The organism is Chitinibacter sp. GC72 (assembly GCF_009760905.1).
Lineage (GTDB): Bacteria > Pseudomonadota > Gammaproteobacteria > Burkholderiales > Chitinibacteraceae > Chitinibacter.
Genome location: NZ_VIRW01000003.1, coordinates 114,814 through 129,747 on the forward strand (window position 1 = coordinate 114,814; position 14,934 = coordinate 129,747).

16 protein-coding genes are annotated in these 14,934 nt (G+C 53.2%); 10 read left to right on the forward strand and 6 right to left on the reverse strand.

The annotated features are described in order from the left end of the window. Positions 1 to 10: 10 nt before the first annotated feature. From FLS37_RS16840 to FLS37_RS03945, 3 genes are read right to left on the reverse strand one after another with little or no spacing between them, the layout of a single operon-like run. Entirely contained in the window at positions 11 to 1,801 is a 1,791-nt protein-coding gene (locus FLS37_RS16840) for a methyl-accepting chemotaxis protein (protein WP_157314626.1), read from the reverse strand. A 51-nt stretch (positions 1,802 to 1,852) separates the two neighbouring features. Further along, a complete protein-coding gene (locus tag FLS37_RS03940; RefSeq protein WP_157314627.1) occupies positions 1,853 to 2,266 on the reverse strand; it encodes a TerB family tellurite resistance protein in 414 nt (137 codons plus the stop codon). Beyond that, the gene (locus tag FLS37_RS03945; protein WP_157314628.1) at positions 2,263 to 2,700 is read right to left on the reverse strand and encodes a thioesterase family protein; all 438 of its coding nucleotides are present in this window, start codon (positions 2,698 to 2,700) and stop codon (positions 2,263 to 2,265) included. The genes FLS37_RS03940 and FLS37_RS03945 overlap by 4 nt, the downstream gene beginning before the upstream one ends. Positions 2,701 to 2,828: 128 nt before the next feature. Here FLS37_RS03945 and FLS37_RS03950 point away from each other — a divergent pair, with 128 nt between their 5' ends. Both FLS37_RS03950 and FLS37_RS03955 read left to right on the forward strand, forming a co-directional pair. Continuing rightward, positions 2,829 to 3,278, forward strand: coding sequence for a universal stress protein (locus FLS37_RS03950; RefSeq protein ID WP_157314630.1), 450 nt, complete (start codon positions 2,829 to 2,831; stop codon positions 3,276 to 3,278). Positions 3,279 to 3,388: 110 nt separating this feature from the next. Continuing rightward, positions 3,389 to 4,246 carry a radical SAM protein gene (locus FLS37_RS03955; protein WP_157314632.1) on the forward strand — a complete coding sequence of 286 codons (858 nt, stop codon included), beginning with the start codon at positions 3,389 to 3,391 and terminating at the stop codon, positions 4,244 to 4,246. On the opposite strand, the gene FLS37_RS03960 is transcribed toward FLS37_RS03955, so the two are convergent. Further along, positions 4,243 to 4,530 (reverse strand): DNA-binding transcriptional regulator, encoded by a 288-nt coding sequence (locus FLS37_RS03960; RefSeq protein WP_157314634.1) that lies wholly within the window; start codon positions 4,528 to 4,530, stop codon positions 4,243 to 4,245. The two genes, FLS37_RS03955 and FLS37_RS03960, sit on opposite strands and share 4 nt — an antisense overlap. Before the next feature lie 556 nt (positions 4,531 to 5,086). Here FLS37_RS03960 and leuC point away from each other — a divergent pair. The 8 genes from leuC (at position 5,087) to FLS37_RS04000 (ending at position 11,871) form a co-directional block, all read left to right on the forward strand. After that, on the forward strand, positions 5,087 to 6,496 hold the full coding sequence (gene leuC, locus FLS37_RS03965; protein WP_157314810.1) for a 3-isopropylmalate dehydratase large subunit: 1,410 nt from the start codon (positions 5,087 to 5,089) through the stop codon (positions 6,494 to 6,496). A 16-nt stretch (positions 6,497 to 6,512) separates the two neighbouring features. After that, entirely contained in the window at positions 6,513 to 6,629 is a 117-nt protein-coding gene (locus FLS37_RS03970) for an entericidin A/B family lipoprotein (RefSeq protein WP_157314636.1), read from the forward strand. After that, on the forward strand, positions 6,626 to 7,264 hold the full coding sequence (gene leuD, locus FLS37_RS03975) for a 3-isopropylmalate dehydratase small subunit (RefSeq protein ID WP_157314638.1): 639 nt from the start codon (positions 6,626 to 6,628) through the stop codon (positions 7,262 to 7,264). Before FLS37_RS03970 ends, leuD begins: the two co-directional genes overlap by 4 nt. A 118-nt stretch (positions 7,265 to 7,382) precedes the next feature. Beyond that, the gene (gene nagB / locus FLS37_RS03980) at positions 7,383 to 8,114 is read left to right on the forward strand and encodes a glucosamine-6-phosphate deaminase (protein WP_157314640.1); all 732 of its coding nucleotides are present in this window, start codon (positions 7,383 to 7,385) and stop codon (positions 8,112 to 8,114) included. Positions 8,115 to 8,304: 190 nt separating this feature from the next. After that, positions 8,305 to 9,369 (forward strand): 3-isopropylmalate dehydrogenase, encoded by a 1,065-nt coding sequence (gene leuB, locus FLS37_RS03985; RefSeq protein WP_374756826.1) that lies wholly within the window; start codon positions 8,305 to 8,307, stop codon positions 9,367 to 9,369. A gap of 220 nt (positions 9,370 to 9,589) precedes the next feature. Next, complete coding sequence (locus tag FLS37_RS03990) at positions 9,590 to 9,955, forward strand: DUF1428 domain-containing protein (protein ID WP_157314642.1); 366 nt, start codon at positions 9,590 to 9,592, stop codon at positions 9,953 to 9,955. Positions 9,956 to 10,002: 47 nt separating this feature from the next. Then, a complete protein-coding gene (locus FLS37_RS03995) occupies positions 10,003 to 10,764 on the forward strand; it encodes an ABC transporter substrate-binding protein (protein WP_157314644.1) in 762 nt (253 codons plus the stop codon). 171 nt (positions 10,765 to 10,935) lie between these two features. Beyond that, the gene (locus tag FLS37_RS04000; RefSeq protein ID WP_157314646.1) at positions 10,936 to 11,871 is read left to right on the forward strand and encodes an Asd/ArgC dimerization domain-containing protein; all 936 of its coding nucleotides are present in this window, start codon (positions 10,936 to 10,938) and stop codon (positions 11,869 to 11,871) included. A 73-nt stretch (positions 11,872 to 11,944) separates the two neighbouring features. Here FLS37_RS04000 and FLS37_RS04005 read toward each other — a convergent pair whose 3' ends face one another. Continuing rightward, complete coding sequence (locus tag FLS37_RS04005) at positions 11,945 to 12,793, reverse strand: 23S rRNA (adenine(2030)-N(6))-methyltransferase RlmJ (RefSeq protein WP_157314648.1); 849 nt, start codon at positions 12,791 to 12,793, stop codon at positions 11,945 to 11,947. A 152-nt stretch (positions 12,794 to 12,945) separates the two neighbouring features. Further along, positions 12,946 to 14,742: a DEAD/DEAH box helicase gene (locus FLS37_RS04010; RefSeq protein ID WP_157314650.1), complete on the reverse strand. Its 1,797-nt coding sequence runs from the start codon at positions 14,740 to 14,742 to the stop codon at positions 12,946 to 12,948. Positions 14,743 to 14,934 lie beyond the last annotated feature (192 nt).

A 14,934-nucleotide genomic window follows, 5' to 3' on the forward strand; every position in this document is an offset into this window, starting at 1 on the left:
CTGGGTGTCTTTATGATTTGATCAGCGCTGCGCCATCAAAGCCCAGGCGCAAATTGCCCCAGTGCCTGCCGCTAATAAAAATCGGCACGTCCAGCTCGGTCATGATCTCGCCGGTATCGCGCACATAATTTTGCAGCAGGAAGCGTTCGGTATTTTGCGCTGCGCGCAGGCCCGCCGGATCATTAAAAATGCGCTCATTGCGGCTATTGAGCAAATCAACTGCGTGCTCTCCCGTCATCGCGTGCGAGTACCAGCTATTGTGCGTCGGGCCATAACCTTTGTTGTCCACCGCCAGCGCAAATTTGCCACCTTGCGCTGTTTTGGCCAGCTCGTCGTATAGCGGCTGGATTTCGCTGACAAAGAGCTGGTTGTAGCTGGTTTTGTATTTTTGCGGCTTGGTGTTCGGCACTGTCTGGTAGTTCTGATCGAAGACATTGATACCACGTGCTTGCATCGCTTCAATCTTGGCGGTAACTTTATCCCTGTATTGCGAGCACAGGCTGATCATGGCATCGAGCGGGCCTTGGCCGATGACAAAGCGGCCGACCATGGCCTGCACGTCTTCGGTTGCCTTGGCGACGTCTTTGGACGACTCGGCCGAGCGGGCCATTTTTTCATTAACTGTGCGCGATAGCTGGTGAATTTCAGCCACATTCGCGTTCACGACATTATTGGCGGCGGTAAATTCTTCAAGTGTCTGGGCAATCCCGCTGAGCGCCTGCGCGGTTTGCTCGAAATCGTGCATCATTTTGGCAAATTGCGAGGAGGCTTTTTCGACGACATCGCGAGTCAGGTTGGCATCCTGAGTAATCAGCTGAGTTTCGGTCAGTGTTTCCGATACTTGATTGAGCATATTGTCGATGTCGCTGGAAATCTCATCTGTAGCGACGCCGACTTTTTCGGCCAGCTTGCGTACTTCATCGGCCACCACTGCAAAGCCACGGCCTTGTTCTCCAGCTCGGGCGGCTTCAATCGCGGCGTTGAGCGCCAGCAAATTGGTCTGTCCGGCAATTTCCTTGATCAGATCAACAATGGTTTTGATGCTGGAAGAGCGCTTGTTCAGGCCATCCACCGTCTGGTTGAACGAGCTGATTTTGGTGTTAATCGCATTAATCCGGCTGACAACGTCCTGCAATTCGGAGTACGAGGCATGTGCCATATCCAGATTGGTGACGGTGGTGTGCGATATTTCGCCAGTCTGGCGCGAAACGGTGTTGATGCCTTCGCTGGTGTTATGACTGGCCTGCACAATACTTTTGGCTAGCGTGTCCTGCTGTGCGGTGGCCTGCGCCGAATCCCGGATGTGTTTTTGCGATTTGGCCGCTTCCAGCGCCATGCTGATCGTCATGGTCTGCACATTGGCAATAATATCGCGCTGCTTGCCCAAGAAGCGGTTGCAGGTCATGGCTAGCTGGCTGATTTCGTCGCTATAAGGCGCTGGTATGTTTTGTGACAAGTCACCTTCGTGATCAGCGGCATCCGTAAAAACCTGATTGATCAGCTGCACCGGCTTGGTAATCCATAAATGGAAATACAGGATTTCAATGGCGCAAAAAACAATCGAGCCGATGGACAATAGCCAACCGATATTGATCAGGTCAGCAAACAGCTGCCTGACGCCGATTTGTTGTGCCGTGGGAATGCTGCCAATCAGCGGCTCTAGCTCACCTTGCGCCCAATACAGGCTCAAAAGTGCAGTCAGCGGAAAAAGGCACAAAATTCCGATAAACGCGTATTTTCGCCCTAGCGTAGGGATGAAATTTCGCTCAAACGAGCGATGAAAGTCGGCTAGCCATGTCATTGTTATTTTTTCCGCGCGATGACTGCGCTGTAAGCGTCAGGTGAATCAGGTTCAGTGATCAAATGCCAGTTGCAGATCGTCCAGAGTGAGGTGCCATTTCTTCAGCATGCGGCTAAATACGGCCAGCTCGGCGTCGTTGATTTCCTGATCCGATTTGGCCAGATCAAGCGAGAGTGCTGCCAGTTGCAGGCGTTTTTTCGGGTCGTCAACAGTTTCCAGCAATTGGTCAATATGCTCTTTGTTAACCAGATGCACCGTACCTTGTTCATCAGCTTCGTCGCCAATATCGTTGCAATAATCTTGCAAGACCTGAATAAAGCCTTTGCGGGTGATGCCCAGCACGTCGTACACATGCAGGTGTTCCAGCTCGTCGATTTCTTCCGGGTCAAAATTGCCATCACAAATCATTTGCAAGACAAGCAGGCGAGCCATGGCTTCGGGGCTGTTTACTGGGTATTTTTTCATTTTTCTAGTCCTTGTCGTTCAAGAGCGGTGCGTAATGCGGGCGGCAGGCTGCAAATTTGCTGCCGCTGGTAGTCATAAGCAACCATTGTGGTTTTGGCTTGCGCAATCGTGCGCGTTTGCTGGCTGACATCATAGTAAAGTTCAAAGCTGGCACGGCTGATTTCTGCTGCACCTAAACGAATACGCAACACATCGCCATAAAAAGCCTCGCTGCCAAAAACAATCGCCGCGTCGGCCATAATCAGTCCTTTATCGCCAACATGCAGCTCGGATTCAAATCCTTGCGATTGCAGCCATTGCATTCTGGCTTCATGCAGCATGGCCATTAAAGCGTCATTGCTCAGGTGCTGGCCATAGTTGATATCGCGGATCCGGACTGGCAATTCGGTGCTGAATAAATTGCAATCAGGTAATGTAAGCGCCAAACGTGCCATGGTTTTAAATTAGCTAATTCTTAAATGGTTAAGCTGAGTGTATGCTCGTCGGGGCTGATGCTGCAATAGCCCGAGGGTGGATTAGCCTGCTAGACTGGGTAATGTATTCACCGTACAGGGAGATGAAAATGTATTCGCGCATTTTGGTTCCGGTTGATCATAGCGATACCAGTGCAGCAGCGCTGGCAGAGGCTGCACGCTTGGCTACGGAGCAGCACGCAGTGGTGCGACTGGTTCATGTCATTGATTTGGCTCAGTTTGCCTGGAGTGCCAACGAGTTTCTGGATGTGCCGCAGCTGCAGGCGTCATTGAAAGAAGGCGGTAATAATTTGTTGCTTGAACGTGCCGCCGTTTTGCGTGAGCAGGGCATCGAGGTGGAAACGGACTTGCTGGAAATATGGGGCGGCCAGATTGCCAAAGTATTGGTCGAAGACGCCACCCGCTGGCAGGCGCATCTGCTGGTGATGGGCACGCACGGTTATGGCGGCTTGACGCATTTATTACTCGGCAGTGTGGCGGAGGGCGTAATGCAGCACACCCGCATTCCAGTTTTGCTGGTTAAAGCCCCGGTTAAATAAATCGTCGGTCGCAGTATCAAGGCTTTTCGCTAGCAAAGCCTTGCGCATGTATCATTTTTAATGTCTGTTTTGACGTTTCAGTATCAATCCATCTTCAGGTAATCAGTTGCATGAGCATTAAAGTTGTCGCGCCTTTGAGTGTAAACGACCATAGCCGGGATATTGCCGGGCTGAAATACGTTTACCCTGTCATCTCGCGCCGCGCGGGTGGAGTTTCCATCGGGATCAATCTGAATCCGAACAATGCCTGCAACTGGCGTTGTGTTTATTGCCAGGTGCCGGATTTGCAGCGCGGCCCGGCCCCCGAGACTGATTTGCCATTGCTCGAAGAAGAGCTGGGCATCATGTTGCAGCAGATTGTCCATGGCTCATTTATGGCAACCTCGGTGCCTGAACAGGCCAGACGCATCAATGATATTGCTTTTTCCGGTAATGGTGAGCCCACGACGTCGGCGCAATTTTTGCAGGCCATCGAGATTGTTGCCGCAGCCCGGCAGCGCTATCAGCTGGATTTGAAAACCGTGCTGATCAGCAATGGCAGTCAGCTTGATAAAGACTATGTGCAAGAAGGTTTGCGGCGCATGGCCAGTATGCGCGGCGAAGTGTGGTTCAAGCTCGATCGCGCTCCGTGCGATGGTTTTGAATTTGTAAACCAGATTGCGCTAAAACGCTCACAAGTGGCGAGGCGTCTGGCACTGGCGGCTCAGGCCTGTCCGACCTGGATCCAGACCTGCATGTTTGCCACCGATGGTGCATTGCCCAGTGAGGCCGAAATTGACGCTTACACAGCGTTTCTGGCCGAACAACTGGCGCAAGGGGTCAAGCTGGAAGGTGTGCTCCTGTATGGTCTAGCACGGCCTTCGCTGCAGTCCGAGGCCCCTAGGCTGAGTGCGGCTCCCGAAGCATGGATGGCGGCACTCAAGACCAAGCTCGAAGGGCTAGGTCTCGTCGTCAAGCTTAGCGTTTAAAACCGCTTCGGTTCGCTGATGCTGGCTTTCTTGATCAGCTCGGCCAGCATCTGTGGCTGTTGTTCGCGCAGATAGTCGAGCGCACGGATTTCCTCGCGTTTCAGGGTGGCTAGATCTATCCCTTCCACGTGCACCACCCTGAGCAACTCCTGCACCGGTTTGGGCATATTGCGGCCGCTTTCATAGCGTGAGCCGCCGCTTTGGGTGACGCCAATCTGGCTCCAGAATTCCTGCTGGTTCAAGCCCAGTTTTTTGCGGATCAGTTTGGGGTTTAAATGATTCATGATCAATTCTCCTTGGTGGCGAAATAAGGCGCTCGCCTGTGGCGGAACAATGTTGATGTCATGATAAGAATTCTGCGTCACTCACACACGGCACTATTTCACTTTCCAGATGTTGAATATTGACAATCAAATGCCCCTGCCGGGCTCTTGTATTTTGTGTTGCGATGATGTGAGGGCGTATCCCAGGGTATTGCCTTGCAGGTTAATTACTAATTCAGTTTTGGCGATATACCCATCATTCCTTCCAGATTTCAATCTGGACTGCTTTGCCTGCTGCCGTAGTCAATTATGCTGCTGTGCCCTCAAGCAATTCATGATCTGGACCAAAGATAATCGTACTTGAGGCGCAAATAGTCTGCCCATGAGACGGCGCTGCTGAAATTGAGCGGGTAAGCAAACTTCAATTTGCGATGTTGGCCAAACTAGGCCGCATCGCCGAAAGGCTGATTGAAACGTTAACAGACCCTAGCCATTTCCTTGTCGCAAAGGGGCGAATCCGCTACTATCGGGGGTTTCCCGATTGTCCCGAATGGCGATCCCTGATATGGCTCAAATCCTGTCCGCTAAAACTCTGTACGACAAACTCTGGCACTCGCATGTGGTTCGCGAAGAAGCCGACGGCACCTGCCTGATTTATATTGACCGCCATCTGGTTCACGAAGTGACCAGTCCACAAGCCTTTGAAGGTTTGAAGCTGGCAAAACGCCAGCCGTGGCGTAAATCATCCGTGGTTGCCACGGCTGACCACAATACGCCAACCAATGAATGGGAAAAGGGCATCCAAGACCCGATTTCCCGCCTGCAGGTGGAAACGCTGGACGCCAATATCAAGGAATTTGGCGCGCTGGCTTACTTTCCGTTTAAAGATCAACGTCAGGGTATCGTGCATGTCGTTGGCCCGGAAAACGGCGCAACGCTGCCCGGCATGACCGTGGTTTGCGGCGATAGCCATACTTCGACGCACGGTGCCTTTGCGGCACTGGCGCACGGTATTGGCACTTCCGAAGTCGAGCACGTACTGGCGACGCAAACACTGGTGGCGAAAAAATCCAAAGCCATGCTGGTTCGTGTCGATGGCAAGCTGGGTACTGGCGTCACCGCCAAAGACGTGGCGCTGGCGATCATCGGCAAAATCGGCACTGCGGGTGGTACCGGCTACGCGATCGAATTCGGCGGCGAAGCGATTCGCAGTCTGAGCATGGAAGGTCGGATGACCTTGTGCAATATGGCGATCGAAGGTGGCGCGCGCGCTGGTATGGTCGCTGTTGATGACAAAACCATCGAATACCTAAAGGGACGTCCATTCTCGCCAAGCGCCGAGCAATGGGATGCTGCCGTTGCCTCATGGCGCGAACTGGTGTCGGACGAGGGCGCGGTGTTTGATGCCGTGGTTGAATTGCGCGCCGAAGACATCGAGCCGCAAGTGACCTGGGGTACTTCACCCGAGCAAGTGCTTGGTGTATCGGGCAAAGTACCCAACCCGGCCAATGAAGCTGATCCGGTGAAGCGCGGCAGCTACGAGCGTGCCTTGCAATATATGGGCCTGAGTGCGGATACACCGCTGACTGAGATTGCGATTGATAAAGTCTTTATCGGCTCCTGTACCAATAGCCGGATCGAAGACTTGCGCGCTGCAGCCAGCGTGATCAAGGGCAAAAAGAAGGCCGATAGTGTCAAGCTGGTGTTGATCGTACCGGGTTCCGGTCTGGTCAAAGCGCAAGCTGAGGCTGAAGGTCTGGATCAGATCTTTATCGAGGCCGGTTTTGAATGGCGTGAGCCAGGCTGTTCGATGTGTCTGGCGATGAATGCCGACCGTCTGGCGCCCGGCGAGCGCTGCGCGTCTACGTCTAATCGCAACTTTGAAGGTCGTCAGGGGCAGGGTGGGCGCACTCACCTGGTTAGCCCGGAAATGGCCGCGGCCGCAGCGATTGCCGGCCATTTTGTTGATGTGCGTCACTTTAACTAATCTGGAGGTCACTCAAATGCGTGCATTCATGCTTTCTTGTTTGGTTCTGGCGCTAACAGCCTGCAATACCGTATCAGGGATCGGGCAAGACATTAAAAAGGGTGGCGAAGCCATTGAAAAGGCGGCGAAATGAAACCTTTTGTGCAACTGGATGGCTTGGTCTGCGCAATGGATCGCGCCAATGTGGATACTGATGCGATTATCCCCAAGCAATTTTTGAAATCGATCAAACGCTCCGGCTTTGGCCCGAACCTGTTTGACGAATGGCGTTACCTCGATCAGGGCGAGCCGAGTATGGACAATAGCACCCGTCCATTGAACCCGGATTTCGAATTGAATCTGCCGCGCAATCAGGGCGCGCAGATTTTGTTGGCGAGGGATAATTTCGGCTGCGGTAGCTCGCGTGAGCATGCACCGTGGGCGATTGAAGACTTCGGTTTTCGCGCGCTGATTGCGCCGAGCTTTGCCGATATTTTCTTTAATAACTGCTTCAAAAATGGCCTGCTGCCGATTGTGCAGCCCGCTGCCGTGGTCGATCAGCTATTTAATGAAGCCAAAGCAGAAGGCTATCGCCTGAATATCGATCTGCAAGCGCAAACGATTACGACGCCAGCTGGCCAAGTTTTCAGCTTCGAGGTTACCGAACACCGCAAACACTGTCTGCTCAATGGTCTGGATGAAATTGGCCTAACCTTGGCGCACCGCGATGAAATTGCGGCATTTGAAGCCAAACGCCAAGCCCAGCAGCCCTGGTTGTTTGCTAAATAAATCAGGAATGCAGCCCTTTTTTGCCAAAATCGGGCTCATTTTTTAGGCTTTATCAATATTATTCTTGGAGTTTTGCCGTATTCTTTGACGGTCGAATTCATATTTTGGAAAGTAACCGATGATCCTGCATAAATTCAAAAATCAAAGCGATCTAGATCGTGCCGCCGCTGACCTGATTATTTCCATGGTTCGCAGCAAACCCAATGCCATTCTGGGGATGGCTACAGGCGGTACACCGGTTGGTCTGTATCAAGAAATCGTTAAAACGTACAAAGCGGGTTTGGTGAGCTTTGCTTACGCCAAAACGTTCAATCTGGATGAATACGTCGGCTTGCCAGTGACGCATCAGGAAAGCTATCGCAATTTCATGCAGCGCAATCTGTTTGATCACATCGACATCAAACGTGAAAACACGCACGTCCCCGATGGCAATGCGGCTGACGTCGATGCCGAATGCCGCAGCTACGACAAAATGATGTTCGAGCAAGGCCCGGTGGATCTGCAGCTGCTCGGCATTGGCGGCAATGGTCATATTGGTTTTAACGAGCCGGACGAGCACCTGTCGCGTGGCACTTACAAAGTGACTTTAAAGCAAGAAACACGTGAAGCGAATAAACGTTTCTTTAACCACATCGACGAAGTGCCAACGCACGCCGTAACGATGGGCATGGGTACGATTATGCAAGCGCGCGCGATTTTGCTGGTGGTGAAAGGCGCTGAAAAGGCCGAGATTCTGGATCGCACTTTGAACGGCCCGATCACTACGCAAGTGCCAGCGTCATTGCTGCAAACGCACCCACGCGTGATTGTGATGACCGATTGCGATGTGAACTACAAAGTATCGTTCTAAGCATTCAGTTGCAGCGAAGAAAGAGGGGCTTGCCCCTCTTTTTCTATGTATATCAGAGTAATTAATTGCACGTTACTGATGGGTATTGCTCTGTAGTGCTTGGCTGGATTGCTCTATAAGCATATACCCATGGATTGCCAATGGGCTCGCAATTAAATTAATGATCATCTAATAAGACCACGAGATAAAAATGAAAGTATTGATTCTGCCCGGCGATGGCATTGGCCCTGAAATCGTAGCGCAAGCGCGCAAAGTCCTCGACGCATTGAAAGCCGATGGCCTTGATCTGGAATTGCAAGAAGCGCCATTGGGCGGTGCGGCTTACGATCAGTACGGCGCGCCATATCCAGAGTTTACCCAAAACCTGGCGCGTGAAGCCGATGCAATTTTGCTCGGTGCTGTGGGTGGCCCACAGTACGATAAGCTTGATCGTCCGCTGCGCCCAGAGCGCGGCCTGCTGGCGATTCGTAAAGACTTGAACCTGTTCGCTAATCTGCGCCCAGCGATTTTGTACCCAGAATTGGCCAATGCCTCAACACTGAAACCGGAAGTGGTGTCAGGTCTGGATATCCTGATCGTGCGCGAATTGACTGGCGATATTTATTTCGGCCAGCCACGCGGTATTCGCGTTAATGAAGCGGGAGAGCGCGAAGGTTTTAACACGATGCTGTACGCCGAAAGCGAAATTCGTCGCATTGGCCATGTGGCTTTCCAGGCTGCGCAAAAGCGCGGCAAAAAATTGTGTTCGGTTGATAAAGCCAATGTGCTGGAAACGACCGAATTCTGGAAAGAAATCATGACCGATCTGGCCAAAGAATATCCAGACGTTGAACTAAGCCATATGCTGGTGGACAACGCTGCGATGCAATTGGTGAAAGCGCCGAAGCAATTTGACGTGGTCGTCACCGGCAATATCTTTGGCGATATTCTGTCTGACGAAGCGTCAATGCTAACCGGCTCAATTGGCATGCTGCCAAGCGCCTCGCTCGATGCCAACAACAAAGGCCTGTACGAGCCAAGCCACGGTTCAGCGCCGGATATCGCGGGCAAAGATGTGGCCAATCCACTGGCAACAATTTTGTCGGTCGCGATGATGCTGCGTTACACCTTCAATAATGAAGCGGCTGCACAGCGCGTTGAAAATGCTGTGAAGAAAGTGCTGGCGCAAGGCCTGCGTACCGCCGACATTTATGAAGCCGGTACGACCAAGGTTGGCTGCTCGGCAATGGGCGATGCAGTGGTTGCCGCGCTGTAATTCATCGTTTGATTTTGATGCAAAAAGAGCCCGTTTGGGCTCTTTTTTATTGCCGCTCACCTGGCTTAGACATATTGGCGCTGAAGCTGCCTGAGATAAGCGATGAATGATAAAAGGGATTTCTTACAGGGAGGCGGAATCTTTTTATCGCTTGCTTGCCCTTTATTAGGTAGAAGGAACTAAAGTACAACAACTACCCAATCTGTTTAAGGAGCTGAACATGACTCATTATGTAGACGGTTTTTTGTTGCCCATCGCCCCGGAAAAACTGGCCGATTACCAAGCAATGGCCAATACCGCTGGTGCGGTATGGAAGGAGCATGGCGCTATTGCCTACTGGGAATGTGTGGGCGATGAGCTTGATGTGCCGGAGATGGTGTCTTTTCGTGCTGCTGCAGGCTGTAAAGACAATGAAACGGTTGTGATGGCCTGGATCATTTATCCTTCGCGTGAAGATCGCGATCGGATTAATGCCTTGGTGATGGCTGATCCGCGCCTAAGCGGGATGTGTGACCAGGAAAATCCACCTTTTGATTTTAAACGCATGGCCTATGGTGGATTTAAATCCATTGTTCGCTACGAATAAGTAAGCGCTGTAGCTGGCTGGAAAAACACATTGCAGGAGTATTCACCATGCGCAAACCGGCTTCTCTGATATTTGCTTTTATGCTCGGTGCTGGCATGGTGCAGGCCGAAACGATTCAGCTCACCTTGCAGGAGTATCCGCCCTATATGGGTGAGAAATTGCCCTATCAGGGCTTGCTGACGAGGGTGGTGGTGGCGGCTTTTGCCCAGCAGAAAATCGGCGTGAAGCTTGAGTCGGTGCCGAATCGGCGGGCTATTGATGGTGTGCGGATGGGTTTGTATCCCGGCGGTTTTGGCTGGGCGAAAAATCCTGAGCGGGAAAAAGATCTGTTGTATACCGATCCCGTGTTGTCGCTGCGCATGGTGTTTTGTCAGCAAAAAGGGCGCGAAATTGCTTGGAAAAAACTCGAAGATCTGGCGGGCTACAGCATCGGCATTACTTCCGGCAATTTTTACTCCGAAGAATTCGACAAGCTCAGCAAGGCGGGCGTGCTGCAAATTGATACCAGCAATAGCGACGTGAGTAATTTCAAAAAACTGCACGCCGGTTATATCGATTTATTGCCGATTGATATTGAAGTGGGCCCCTATGTGCTGGCCAAAAATCTGAGTGTAGCCGAGCGCGACAAAATCTTCTGCCAGAATCAGGCTTACTGGACCGCGCCTTTGCATGTGGTGTTTAGCCGCAAAAACCCAAACTCCCCGCGCTGGGTGAAAAGCTTTAATCAGGGCTTGCGAGCATTGAACGAGAGCGGGCAACTGAACAGCCTGATTGAAAATACCCGGCGCGAAATCAATCAGGCCAATTAATTGCACGATTCACGCCGCCTTTGGCTCGTGTTATCCGCGCTGACCGAGTAAAATATTCACTCCGCCGCACCAGTCTTGGAGACGGTTAACGTTGTGTCTGCAGATCTGCACACAAATCGTTAATAGGCTCTGGCTGCTGCGGTTGTTTTTATTGATACATGGAGTGAGTATATGTCTAAAGCCCTTTCTGTTGCGCTAGTTGGTGCAGATACCCCCGCAGCACAAACCGTATTAGATGTATTGGGCGAAATGCTGGCTGATATGTCCTTCGCCATTGCTGCGCTGTATCCGCTCTCGGATGACGAAGACGCGGGCACGGTTGAGCTGCGCGACCATGTTTTACCGGTAATCGACGTTGAGGTATTTGACTGGAGCACGGTAGAGGCGGCGGTGTTTGTTGGCGTGCCTGAGCTGGCAAGCAAATACGCTGCGCAAGCGGCGCAGGCCAATGTGGCAGTGATCGACCTGACAGGCGCCACGCAGAGCAAAGTGGGCCAGCCGCGTCGTGGCCAGATTGTTAGCCTGCCGCATGTACTGACCTCCATGGTTTCCGCCACGCTGGCGGCATTTAAAACGCTGGGGCAGCTCGATTTTGCTGCGGCAACAGCCATGGTGTCGGTGTCGGAAGACGGTAAATCAGCCATTGAAGCGCTGTCGATGCAGACTCGCCAGCTGTTTGCACAGCAAGAAGTCGAGCTGGCGGGTTATCCCAAGCGGCTGGCGTTTAATGTTTTGCCAACGGCGCAGCGTGGTGAAGAGGCGCGTATTCATACCGAATTGGCAGCAGCAGGGCATGCGATTAACAGTTTAACCGTGAGCCGCGTGCCGGTATTTTTTGGGCACGCAGTGAGTGTAACGGCGCATTTTGCCGCGCCACAAACCATGGCGGCGCTGGAAGAGGCGATCCATGGTGCACCCGCACTGTATTTGCTGCAAGGCTCAGGTGCAGTGGGCATTGCCACGCCACAGGATGCAATAGGTGGCGATAAGGTGTGGGCAAATCAGTTGCAATTGTCGGAAGATGGTCGTACCGCAACGATCTGGCTGGTTGCCGATAATGCGCGCTTGCCAGCGCGGGCAGCGGCTTTGTTGCTGGCTCTGGTGTAAGGGCCGTACTTTGAGTCAATCCATCGCACTCTGAACAGACCTAAAAGCCCCGATTTCGGGGCTTTTTTGTGATTTAGCTGGTGTGTGATTCAAGGGTATATCTCGTTCTGCTATCCAGGCCAAGGTGTTTGACCAGATACGGCATCAGGGTATTGAGATCTTTTTCCAGTGTCCATGGCGGATTGAACACAAACATGCCTGAGCCGTGCATGCCAAATCCATCGGCGCTTGGTGTTTGTACCGTCAGGCTAACGTGTAACCATCCTTTGCATGGGATTTTTTTCAGCTTTTCGAGCATTTCTTGCACTTCAACGCGCGCCAGTTGCGGATACCAGATTGCGTAAACGCCAGTGGCAAAGCGCTCCAGCGCCAGTTTCATCGTGTCGGCGACGCGCACATAATCGTGTTTGTCTTCATATGGCGGGTCGATCAGCATCAGCGAACGGCGCGGCGGCGGCGGCAGTACGCCTTTGATGCTGGCAAAACCGTCGGCGTGAATCACCTGTGCGCGTTTACCGGCCGAGGCAAAATTATCGGCCAGTAATTTTGCGTCGCTGGTGTGCAATTCAAACAGGCGCAATTTATCGTCAAAGCGCTGCAAGGCTTGCGCGACAAAAGGCGAGCCGGGATAAAACATGAGCTGATCTTGGCCTGCGTTCAGTGTTTTAACGATCTGCACGTATTTTTTCAGCGCGTCGGGCAGATCATTGCGTTGCCAGATCCGTGCAATGCCCGATTCGAATTCGGCATTTTTGGTCGCGTAGCCCTCGGTGAGCGAGTAAACGCCAGCACCGGCGTGCGTGTCGATATACCACCAAGGTTTTTCTTTTTGATTTAGGTAATCAAGGAGCAAAACTTCAACGGCGTGTTTAAGGACGTCGGCATGATTGCCGGCATGAAAAGCATGGCGATAACTGAGCATGGCGCGTTTTCCAGTCAACAGAGTTTCGGGTTTGCAGGCAAGGGGTGCCGCAGATTGAATGAGGGGCAGGGTTCAGAGTTCGGGCAGATTGCGAAGGCTGAATCCGAAAAAAGGCAGCCTAAGCTGCCTTTTTGCATATTAATGGGTGGGGCTTAGCTGAAACGGCCGCCACCACGGTTGCCACCAGCGGGTTTGCCGCCGTAGCTGCCGCGATCACCACCACGGTCGCCGCGTGGTGCGCCGCCGTCACGGTTGCCGCCGAAGCCGCCGCGATTGCCGTCGCGTGAGGCACCTTCACGTTGGCCACCGTAACCGCCGCTACGTGGTGCGCCATCACGGTTGCCACCAAAGTTGCCGCGTGGTGCTGCATCGCGGTTGTAGCCACCAGTGCGATCGCCTGCGTGGTCACGCGATTGGCCTGAGCCAAAGCTGCGCTCGCGCGGTGCGCCTTGGTAGCCGCTGTCACGTGGCGCGCGCTCGCCGTAGCCGCCACGGCTTTCGTTGTGGTGTGAACGCTCACCGAAACTGCCGCGCGATGCTTCACTGCGATGTCCTTCCGGACGATCGCCACGTGGTGCGCGATCTGCGTAGCTGCCACCGTCGCGATTGCCTTGGTAGCCGCCGCTGCGTGGAGCGCCGCCGTCACGATTACCTGCGTAGCCGCCGCGGCCTGCGCCGCCGCCACCGTTGCCTGCATAACCGCCGCGGCCACGACCGCCGCCGTTACCTGGGCGACCACGATCGCCGCCACCTTGACCACCGCGACCTGGCTGGAAGCGTGCTTCCAGACCTTCGATTTCTTGTGTCGTGAAGTCAATATTGTATTGACGGCGGATTTTGGTCAGCAAAGTAAAGTCGCTTTTGGTGACCAAAGAAACAGCTTCACCTGTACGACCGGCACGACCGGTGCGGCCGATACGGTGGATGTAGTCTTCCGAGAAGCGTGGCAAGTCGAAGTTCACCACCAGGCTAATGCCGGCAACGTCGATACCACGCGCAGCAACGTCAGTGGCAACGATCATGTCGATGTCGCTGCGACGCAGGCGATCCAGGGTGCGGCGACGATCGCGCTGCGCCAAATCACCGTGCATTGCGGCGGCTTTAAAGCCTTCCATTTTTAGCCATTCAGCCACTTCATCGGCAGAGATTTTGGTCGCAGTGAAAATAATCGACTGTTGGCCTTCATTTTTCTTCAAGAGGGCTGCAACGAGTTTCTGTTTGTGCTCGTAGCCATCTGCGTAATGCACCGATTGCGCAATTTGCGCTTGCATCGTCGCTTGTGGTGCCATTTCAACCAGTTTTGGCGAGCGCAGCATCGGGCCGGCGAAACGCTGAACTGATTCAGTCAATGTCGCAGAGAACAGCGCGGTTTGGCGCTCTTTTGGCAGCTGATCGACAATCGCTTCAACTTCATCAATAAAGCCCATGTCCAGCATGCGGTCGGCTTCGTCCAGCACCAGCAATTCCAGACGGCGGAAGTCAATACGGCCGCTGCGCAGCAAGTCGGTCAAACGGCCTGGCGTTGCCACCAGCACTTCGTACGGTTGCGCCAGCATTTTGTTTTGTACCGGGTAAGGTACGCCACCCACGACAGTCACTACTTTGCAGCGTGGAATCTTGCGGCAGAATTCTGTCGCTACTTTGGAAACCTGTTCGGCCAGCTCGCGAGTTGGTGTCAACACCAGAATACGCGGGCCACGAGCGTGGTGGGTCGATTCTTTGGTCAGCTTGTGCAGTGCTGGCAGCAGGAAGGCGGCAGTTTTACCGGTGCCTGTTTGCGCCGATGCCATGATGTCGTTGCCTGCGAGCAGTTCAGGAATCGCTGCGGCTTGAATCGGTGTTGGTTTGTTAAAGCCCTGAGCTTCCAGAATCTCGGTAATTTGCGAAGCAAGACCCAGTGTTACGAATTCATTAGGCGTGTCTGTAGCGGTAGCAGCTGTATGCGGCATGTTGGCAGTCCTTGTGGTATGGCCGGGAAAACTCACCGGCACAACATCGACGCCAACCAGGAACAACCGCTAATCACAATGGCTTGGCTCTTGCGAGCCGGGTGCGGGAATAAGGTCAGAGGCGATGAGATCGATAGAAAGTGGCTGTGTCGTCAAGTAATGATCGTCACACAACCGAAGGGGGCGAATTAT

Excerpts from the sequence above, each read along its gene's own strand:
- FLS37_RS03990 (WP_157314642.1), top strand. The coding sequence starts at position 9,590 with ATGACTCATTATGTAGACGGTTTTTTGTTGCCCATCGCCCCGGAAAAA.
- leuD (WP_157314638.1), top strand. The coding sequence starts at position 6,626 with ATGAAACCTTTTGTGCAACTGGATGGCTTGGTCTGCGCAATGGATCGC.
- leuB (WP_374756826.1), top strand. The coding sequence starts at position 8,305 with ATGAAAGTATTGATTCTGCCCGGCGATGGCATTGGCCCTGAAATCGTA.
- FLS37_RS04000 (WP_157314646.1), top strand. The coding sequence starts at position 10,936 with ATGTCTAAAGCCCTTTCTGTTGCGCTAGTTGGTGCAGATACCCCCGCA.
- FLS37_RS03970 (WP_157314636.1), top strand. The coding sequence starts at position 6,513 with ATGCGTGCATTCATGCTTTCTTGTTTGGTTCTGGCGCTAACAGCCTGC.
- FLS37_RS04005 (WP_157314648.1), bottom strand. The coding sequence starts at position 12,793 with ATGCTCAGTTATCGCCATGCTTTTCATGCCGGCAATCATGCCGACGTC.
- FLS37_RS03955 (WP_157314632.1), top strand. The coding sequence starts at position 3,389 with ATGAGCATTAAAGTTGTCGCGCCTTTGAGTGTAAACGACCATAGCCGG.
- FLS37_RS03945 (WP_157314628.1), bottom strand. The coding sequence starts at position 2,700 with ATGGCACGTTTGGCGCTTACATTACCTGATTGCAATTTATTCAGCACC.
- FLS37_RS03960 (WP_157314634.1), bottom strand. The coding sequence starts at position 4,530 with ATGAATCATTTAAACCCCAAACTGATCCGCAAAAAACTGGGCTTGAAC.
- FLS37_RS03950 (WP_157314630.1), top strand. The coding sequence starts at position 2,829 with ATGTATTCGCGCATTTTGGTTCCGGTTGATCATAGCGATACCAGTGCA.
- FLS37_RS16840 (WP_157314626.1), bottom strand. The coding sequence starts at position 1,801 with ATGACATGGCTAGCCGACTTTCATCGCTCGTTTGAGCGAAATTTCATC.
- nagB (WP_157314640.1), top strand. The coding sequence starts at position 7,383 with ATGATCCTGCATAAATTCAAAAATCAAAGCGATCTAGATCGTGCCGCC.
- FLS37_RS03995 (WP_157314644.1), top strand. The coding sequence starts at position 10,003 with ATGCGCAAACCGGCTTCTCTGATATTTGCTTTTATGCTCGGTGCTGGC.
- FLS37_RS03940 (WP_157314627.1), bottom strand. The coding sequence starts at position 2,266 with ATGAAAAAATACCCAGTAAACAGCCCCGAAGCCATGGCTCGCCTGCTT.
- FLS37_RS04010 (WP_157314650.1), bottom strand. The coding sequence starts at position 14,742 with ATGCCGCATACAGCTGCTACCGCTACAGACACGCCTAATGAATTCGTA.